Here is a 7,723-nt window from a genome sequence, read left to right as displayed (position 1 = left end):
ATTCGTACTGTTTCATCTGAAGAAAACTTAGATTTAGTCATACAAAAAGCTCCCTTCAAAAAGTAGACAGTTTTTGTTATTTCAACTATCTACTTTTTGGGGAGCATATCAGTTTCGTTTCGCAGCTAGTTGTTGTGCCTTTTTCGTATTCGCAAAATGGTCTTTCGTCCAGTCACGCAGTTTGTCAGCTCCATAACGTAAAATCAGTGAGGCGGCGACTTGATCGACCTTGGCACCAGCACCTTTCGGAATGACGACACCTGTTGTTTCACTCAACTTGTCCATCTCCTTCAAAAAGATGGCGCGAGCAATGATCGAGGAGGCAGCGACAGCGACATGGAGTTGTTCCGCCTTGGTCGAGAAGTAGACATTTTCTCGAACGGGATTGACGACACCAGCTAGGTGTTTATAATAGACACTTTTTTCGGCGAACTGATCAATCAAGATCGCTTCTGGTTTCGTCTCCAGTTGGTCAAGAAGCCGCTCGATTACATCATTATGCATCAGGGCAGTCATCTTTCCTTGAGTCATCGACCGTTGCATCTGATTGTATTCTGGATTGTGTAGGATACGATATGTGTACGGAATGACAGCATGGAGATCGCGAGCAATTCGACGAATCTCGATATCGTTCAAATGTTTGGAGTCTCGGACACCGAGTTCGTGAAGAAGTGCGATCTGCTTTCGATCAACAAAGGAAGCGGCGACGACGAGTGGACCGAAGAAATCGCCTTTCCCGACTTCGTCACTACCAACGACGGACCATTCCGAAAAACCATTCGGTAACGTTGAAACAAGTGGTTCTTTCGACTTAGTCGGCGAAGCCGTACCGAAACGTGTAGCGATAGCTTCGGCTTGCGGTCCTTGAAACATCACTTTTCCAGAATTATAAATCGTGATGACACAACCAGGAATCTTGGCAGCAAAACGGGCATACGGAGGAGACTTCGTCTCGTTCTGTTTGAAGTTCTGTATGACTAAGTCCTGTTTTTCTTTAGATAAGCGTAAAACGGTCGTTCCCATAGGATAACCTCCCTTTCCGGGATTAAGCATACCATCCTTAAGACCGATGGGGGACTTCTTTTCCTAAAACGAAAATGATGGTACTATATGAAAGAAGCAAAGTATGAGGAGGACAGAAAAATGGCTGATTCAGAAGGGTTGAACCGGACGACGATTCATATCGCAGGCAATGATTATACGATTGTCGGAACGGAGTCGCCAGAACACGTACGCGAAGTGGGTCTCCTCGTGGATACGAAAATTCGAGAAATCCGAGAACAAGCACCACAACTCGACGTTCGTCAAATCGCCGTCCTAGCGGCGCTTAATATTGGTAGTGATTACGTAAAAATAAAAAAGAATTTGGGTGAACTATAAACTATGATTTCTTTCGTTATCTTATTACTTCTCGCCTTAGGCGTCATGACGGGTGTCCGACGGGGAGTCGTATTGCAGGCCGGGCATTTGCTCAGCCTGATCATTTCCTTCATCGTCGCCTTGTCGTTTTATGAAGAATTGGCGACGAAATTCCGATTGTGGGTACCATATCCGTCGACACTGGATGATGCGGGAATCGATTTGACGATGTTCGCGATTCCAAGTTCAGCACGACTCGATGAGGTGTTCTACAAAGCCTTTTGGTTCGTCGTCCTGTTCTTCGGTACAAAAATCATCTTATCGATCTTATTGTCGATGTTTGATTCGTTGACGAATGTCCCGATTCTAAAACAAGTCAAAGGGTTGTTAGGTGGTGTCTTTGGTTTCATCGAGATGTACATCTTCATCTTCCTGCTCTTGTTCTTAGCGGCATTCGTTCCAATCCAATCGATACAGGATGCGATCGCGGACTCGAGTTTAGCAAGCTTCATTATCCAACATACACCGCTTCTTGCGAACTGGCTGATGGATAAAGTTGGATTGATAAAATAAACAGGCTCCCACGATTGGGAGCTTTTTTTGAGGGGAGAACTGCACATGCGTACGATTCAAGATGCGATGCGTCATTTGGAACGGATATCGGTCTACCTAGAGGTCAAAGGGGAAAATCCATTTAAGATTAATGCTTTTCGGAAAGCAGCAAGTATCCTCGAAGCATCCGATGCTGACTTCACGGCGATCGAGGATTTCACGGCGATGAAGGGGATCGGGAAAGGAACGGCTGCTGTTCTAGAGGAATACCGGGAAACGGGAACGAGCACGGCACTGACAGAACTCGAACAAGAAGTGCCAGAAGGATTGATCGCCTTATTGAAGATTCCGGGTCTTGGTGGGAAAAAGCTCGCTAAACTGCATGAAGTCGGCGTCATTGATGCAGATTCCTTTGCAGAGAAATTAGCAGATGGTACAGTCGAAGCGATGCCTGGATTCGGCAAGAAGACGGTCGAGAAGTACGTTAAAGCACTGGAAACGTTTGAAACACGACCGGAGCGATTACCATATGGTGTCATGCGAAAGATCGTCGCTGAATTGAATCAGACACTTGCATCGTTTGATGCAATCATTCGCTTTGAAGTTGGGGGAAGTTTCCGTCGAGCAGAAGAGACGTGTAAGGATCTTGATTTCATTCTATCAACGAACGAACCGGAACGAATCAAGGAGCAGCTCCTAGAACTGTCGCACATCGATGAAGTCATCGCAGCTGGTAGCACGAAAGTATCGCTCATCTTAAAACGAGACGTTCATTATATCGCGGTTGATTTCCGAATCGTGGATGATGCGGCGTATGCATCCACATTACATCACTTTACGGGTTCGAAGGATCACAACGTCCGGATGCGCCAACTCGCAAAAGAGCGAGGGGAGAGTATTTCTGAATATGGTGTCGAGACCGAGCAAGGATTAGTGCAACCGAAGACAGAAGAAGAATTGTTTGCGCGGTACGATTTACCGTTCATCGCGCCTGAATTACGAGCGGGACGTCATGAATTCGAGCAAGATTTATCACGTCTCTTGACGGAACAAGATATTCAAGCCGATGTGCATATGCATACGACATGGTCAGATGGTACGTTGTCTGTTGAAGAACTAGTCGATGCCTGTGCTGCACGCGGATATACATGGATGGCGATCACGGATCATAGTAAATATATGAAATTCGTCAATGGATTAACGGAAGAACGTCTGCGTGCACAACGTATTGAAATCGAAGCGGCACGCGAGAAACATCCCGATATGACAATTTTATGTGGTGTCGAGATGGATATCTTGCCCGATGGATCACTTGATTATGAAGATGAGTTCTTAAAAGAAATGGACTATGTCATCGCCTCGATCCACTCGAAGTTCGATCAGACGGAAGAAGAGATCATGCAGCGGCTCGAGAATGCTTGTCGTAATCCTTATGTTTCCTTGATTGCTCATCCGACGGGACGAATCATTGGAAGACGAGAAGGATACGCCGTCAATGTCGATCGATTGATCGAACTAGCAGCGGAGACAGGAACAGCGCTTGAGATGAACGCGAATCCAGCACGTTTTGATTTAACGGCAAGTTCGCTTGCGAAAGCGAAGGCTGCCGGCGTGAAGATTTTAATTAATACGGATACACACCGACCAGAAATGTTAGAAGATATGAAACTTGGAGTTCTCCATGCTCGTAAAGCTTATTTGGAGGCGTCTGATGTCATCAATACGTGGTCTGCTGAAGAAGCACTCGAATTCTTCGGTCGAAAACGTTTAGGAGTGGATTAAATGAATGCTAACGCATTACGCGTTTTAGAATATGAGAAGTTAAAAGAAAACATGCTCGCCTTCACAGCTAGTTCACTCGGAGCACAGTTCGTTCGAGCGATGCGTCCAGCGGAAGAGTTCGAGCAGGTCAAGGAATTATTGGCTGTCACGACGGAAGCAACGACGGTTTATCGGTTACGTGACCGTTATCCGTTCGGTGGACTGACAGATGTCCGCAGTGAAGTGAAACGAGCAGAAATTGGTTCGGTCCTCTCGACGAGTGAACTTCTATCCGTCGCAGACGTCGTCTATTCAGGACGTCAAGTAAAGGCGTTCCAGGAACGATTGCATGAGGATCATCCGGATCTACGATTACCACGCCTTGATAGTCGAATTGAGCAAATCACGAAGCTCGTTGAGATCGAACAGGGGATTCGTCATGCCATTGACGATCAGGGAACTGTTCAAGATTCGGCAAGTGATAAATTACGAGCGTTACGCAGTCAGTTGCGTTCGCTTGAAGGACAAGTTCGTTCAAAAATCGATAGTGTCTTACGTAGTAAAGCGAAGATGCTGTCTGACGCCATCGTGACGATGCGAAATGATCGCTACTGTGTCCCGGTCAAACAAGAATATCGTCAAGCGTTCGGTGGGATCGTTCATGATCAGTCGGCGTCCGGTGCGACGTTGTTCATCGAACCACAAGCCGTCGTTTCTGCGAACAACGAGATCCAAGAAGCGCGTTTGAAAGAACGGGCGGAAATCGAACGAATTCTTGCACAACTATCGGCACTTGTCGGTAGCGTTGGTGATTCGCTACGCATCAATCTGGATGTATTAGCAGAACTTGATTTCATCATGGCGAAAGCATTATACGGTCATCAGATTGGAGCGGTCGAGCCACGCTTGAACGAAAACCGCCATATCATTCTGAAGGAAGCACGGCATCCGTTCATCCCGAAAGAGGAAGTCGTACCAATTACCGTATCACTGGGTGGGGATTTTACGTCACTCGTCATCACCGGTCCGAACACCGGCGGTAAAACAGTTACCTTAAAGACGATCGGTCTTTTGCAATTGATGGTGCAATCAGGACTATACGTGCCAGCTGCAGATGAGACGGAACTCAGTGTCTTTGATGCGATTTATGCCGATATCGGGGATGAACAGTCGATTGAACAAAACTTATCGACGTTTAGTTCGCACATGACGAACATCGTCTCGATGATGGAAAAAATCGATTTTATGAGTCTAGTGCTGTTCGATGAGTTAGGTGCGGGAACGGATCCGACAGAAGGGGCTGCCCTTGCAATCGCGATTCTTGATGAAGTGAAGCGACGCGGCGCACGTGTGGCAGCGACGACACACTATTCAGAATTAAAGGCGTACGGCTATAACCGAGAAGGGGTCGTCAATGCGTCGATGGAATTCGATGTCGAATCACTCAGTCCGACCTATCGCTTACTCATCGGTGTACCTGGACGCTCGAATGCGTTCGAGATTTCAAAACGTCTTGGACTCGAAGACCGGATCATCGACGCGGCACGTGGTCAGATCGGTAGCGACGCACAGTCTGTCGAGACGATGATCGAACGATTAGAAGAAGCGAAACAGCGGGCTGAAACGTTAGAGGCACAGTTGTTAGAAGAGAAAAAACGACTTGTCGAAGAGAGAGAGCAGTTCGAGCAAGAACAAGCTGAGATCCAGGAAGAAAAAAACGAAATTCTGGCAAAAGCGGAAGAAAAAGCAGCACGTGCGGTCGAACGCGCTCAAAAAGAAGCAGAAGGCGTCATCAAACGTCTGAAGGAATTACGAGACGCTGGTGCCGTCAAAGAGCATGAACTGATTGAGGCGCGGAAGCGACTCGAAGACGCGAAGCCGAGTCTGCAAGAGAAGCGGATTGCTAAAGTAAAAGCAAAATACGACCAAACCCCGCGATTTGATAAAGGCGAAGAAGTTAAAGTCACGACCTTCAATCAAAAAGGCTACATTATCAACCAACAGGCGAACGGCGAGTATACCGTCCAAGTGGGCATCATGAAGGTGAACGTCAAACCGGAAGATCTCGCGAAGATTGGCAGTACACCAAAACGTCCACAAACGAAAGGGCGCTCTGGTGGAACGAGTGTGACGAAACAATCGGCGCCTTCGGCTGAACTGGATTTACGTGGCGTGCGTGTCGAAGAAGGGTTGTCGAAGCTCGAACGCTTCATGGACCAAGCCTTGTTATCGAATTACGACCACATCCGTGTCATTCATGGCTTGGGTACGGGAGCGATGCGACAAGGTGTTCAAGAATTCTTGAAAGGTCATCGTCACGTCAAAGGTCACCGGTTAGGTGGTCAAGGTGAAGGCGGACACGGTGTGACGATCATCGAACTGAAATGAGGAAAGTAAGATGAACATTTTTGAGAACGTCTATGTCTATACGACAGCGCTCTATTCGGTCGCGGGATTACTGATCATTTTGGGGCTTGCACTTTTTGAGTTGACAACCCGGTATAAAAACTGGGAACATATCAAGAGTGGCAACATCGCCGTTGCGTTAGCAACAGGTGGAAAAATCATAGGACTCGCCAATATCGTTCATTTCGCTGTCCAAGGGGAAGAACGAGTCGGGTCGATATTTCTTGAAAGTGCCTTTGGCTTCTTATTGTTGATATCGACATATTGGATCTTTGAATTCCTGACACCGAATTTGCCGGTAGACCGTGAAATCGAGAATGGCAACATTGCTGTCGGTATCATTTCATGCGCTTTATCGATCGGCATGTCCTACGTCATCGGATCAGCGTTAGTGGGGTGAATCCGTGTTAGAACGTTTAGCGAAAATCATGTTCGGGGTTTCGATCGCCTTTTTGGTTGTCGGTATCCTTTGGATTGTATTTAATTAAAAGAACCGGTCTTACCGTGTGATCATTCCGTACTGACATCGTTTCAGTACGGAATTTTTATTGAGCCACGCCTAATCAAAAAAGGAGGAACGCATATGAACGTACGAAAAACATCAACAACGACAGAAACGAGACGCCGTGCTTTTGAGGCGATGCAATTGATTTCTTGGAAGGACATCTTCTGGGTTATCATCGGGTCGTCGATTCTCGCCTTTGGAATCAACTACTTTACGATTCCAAATGATCTCTCAGAAGGTGGATTGATTGGGATCACGGTCATTTTCTACTATCTTTACGGTTGGGATACGGGACTTGTCTCCTTGCTTGCGAACGCTTTGCTGTTCGTCGTCGGTTATCGATTCCTCAGCCGGAAGACGATGCTTTACTCCGTCATCTCGGTCGCCGTCACATCATTTGTCCTCTCCTCGACTGCTAGTCTAGCGACTTCATCAGATAGCCGTTTAATCGGTACGGTCTATGCGGGAATTCTGATTGGCGTCGGAATCGGACTTGTCATTCGTGCTGGTGGAACGACGGGCGGGGGAGTCATCATCGCTCGACTGATGAATAAGTACTTGAATCTCAGTATCGCGGTCTCGATGTTCATTATCGATGTCGCGGTCGTCGGTGCATCAGGATTTCTGTTCGGAGAAGAGACGATGCTATACACGTTGATTGCAATTATCATCGGCTCGTACTTGATTGATCTCGTCAGCGAAGGATTAAATGTCCGCGAAGCGGTCACGATCATCAGTCATCGCCAAGAGGAGATCGCGACGATCCTGACAGAGACGCTCGGTCGTAGCGCGACGGTCATCCACAGTCACGGTCATTTCACGAAACAAAAGAATGATATGTTGTATATGATCGTCGATAAACGACAACTGGCACCCTTGAAACAGATCGTCGAAGCAGCGGATCCCCGCGCCTTCGTCGTCATTCATAAAGTGCGCGAAGTCATTGGTGAAGGATTTACGTATCCATCCCGGTGATGTCTATTAAAAAGCAGTGCTGCTTCTTTTTCGGAAACGAGAAAGGGTGGTACTGCTTTTTTGTATGATGATTTCTAATTGAACGAATCGAAAAAAACAAGCAGATTTGATTTCTTTTTTTGGATTTTACTGGCATGTCGAATTCGATTCAACGTATAATAAAAA

7 protein-coding genes are annotated in these 7,723 nt (G+C 46.9%); 6 read left to right on the top strand and 1 reads right to left on the bottom strand.

Annotated features, from left to right (window positions below; all coding sequences use genetic code 11):
* Positions 1–108 precede the first annotated feature (108 nt).
* A complete protein-coding gene (gene rnhC, locus B4C70_RS08630; protein ID WP_290778458.1) occupies positions 109–1,023 on the bottom strand; it encodes a ribonuclease HIII in 915 nt (304 codons plus the stop codon).
* Between the two features lie 120 nt (positions 1,024–1,143).
* Here rnhC and zapA point away from each other — a divergent pair, with 120 nt between their 5' ends.
* From zapA to B4C70_RS08600, 6 genes are all read left to right on the top strand, one after another.
* Complete coding sequence (zapA, locus tag B4C70_RS08625; RefSeq protein ID WP_029342308.1) at positions 1,144–1,380, top strand: cell division protein ZapA; 237 nt, start codon at positions 1,144–1,146, stop codon at positions 1,378–1,380.
* Positions 1,381–1,383: 3 nt separating this feature from the next.
* On the top strand, positions 1,384–1,932 hold the full coding sequence (locus tag B4C70_RS08620; RefSeq protein ID WP_290778455.1) for a CvpA family protein: 549 nt from the start codon (positions 1,384–1,386) through the stop codon (positions 1,930–1,932).
* A gap of 45 nt (positions 1,933–1,977) precedes the next feature.
* A complete protein-coding gene (gene polX / locus B4C70_RS08615) occupies positions 1,978–3,693 on the top strand; it encodes a DNA polymerase/3'-5' exonuclease PolX (RefSeq protein ID WP_290778451.1) in 1,716 nt (571 codons plus the stop codon).
* A complete protein-coding gene (locus tag B4C70_RS08610; RefSeq protein ID WP_290778447.1) occupies positions 3,694–6,060 on the top strand; it encodes an endonuclease MutS2 in 2,367 nt (788 codons plus the stop codon).
* A gap of 10 nt (positions 6,061–6,070) precedes the next feature.
* The gene (locus B4C70_RS08605; protein WP_023469001.1) at positions 6,071–6,478 is read left to right on the top strand and encodes a DUF350 domain-containing protein; all 408 of its coding nucleotides are present in this window, start codon (positions 6,071–6,073) and stop codon (positions 6,476–6,478) included.
* 183 nt (positions 6,479–6,661) lie between these two features.
* On the top strand, positions 6,662–7,558 hold the full coding sequence (locus B4C70_RS08600; protein WP_290778445.1) for a YitT family protein: 897 nt from the start codon (positions 6,662–6,664) through the stop codon (positions 7,556–7,558).
* The last annotated feature ends 165 nt before the right edge of the window (positions 7,559–7,723 follow it).

This window comes from Exiguobacterium sp. UBA5002 (assembly GCF_002396765.1).
Taxonomy (GTDB): domain Bacteria; phylum Bacillota; class Bacilli; order Exiguobacteriales; family Exiguobacteriaceae; genus Exiguobacterium_A.
Note: the sequence above shows the minus strand (reverse complement) of the source record. Positions and strands in the feature narration are given on the sequence as shown.

Excerpts from the sequence above, each read along its gene's own strand:
- rnhC (WP_290778458.1), bottom strand. The coding sequence starts at position 1,023 with ATGGGAACGACCGTTTTACGCTTATCTAAAGAAAAACAGGACTTAGTC.
- B4C70_RS08600 (WP_290778445.1), top strand. The coding sequence starts at position 6,662 with ATGAACGTACGAAAAACATCAACAACGACAGAAACGAGACGCCGTGCT.
- B4C70_RS08620 (WP_290778455.1), top strand. The coding sequence starts at position 1,384 with ATGATTTCTTTCGTTATCTTATTACTTCTCGCCTTAGGCGTCATGACG.
- polX (WP_290778451.1), top strand. The coding sequence starts at position 1,978 with ATGCGTACGATTCAAGATGCGATGCGTCATTTGGAACGGATATCGGTC.
- B4C70_RS08610 (WP_290778447.1), top strand. The coding sequence starts at position 3,694 with ATGAATGCTAACGCATTACGCGTTTTAGAATATGAGAAGTTAAAAGAA.
- zapA (WP_029342308.1), top strand. The coding sequence starts at position 1,144 with ATGGCTGATTCAGAAGGGTTGAACCGGACGACGATTCATATCGCAGGC.
- B4C70_RS08605 (WP_023469001.1), top strand. The coding sequence starts at position 6,071 with ATGAACATTTTTGAGAACGTCTATGTCTATACGACAGCGCTCTATTCG.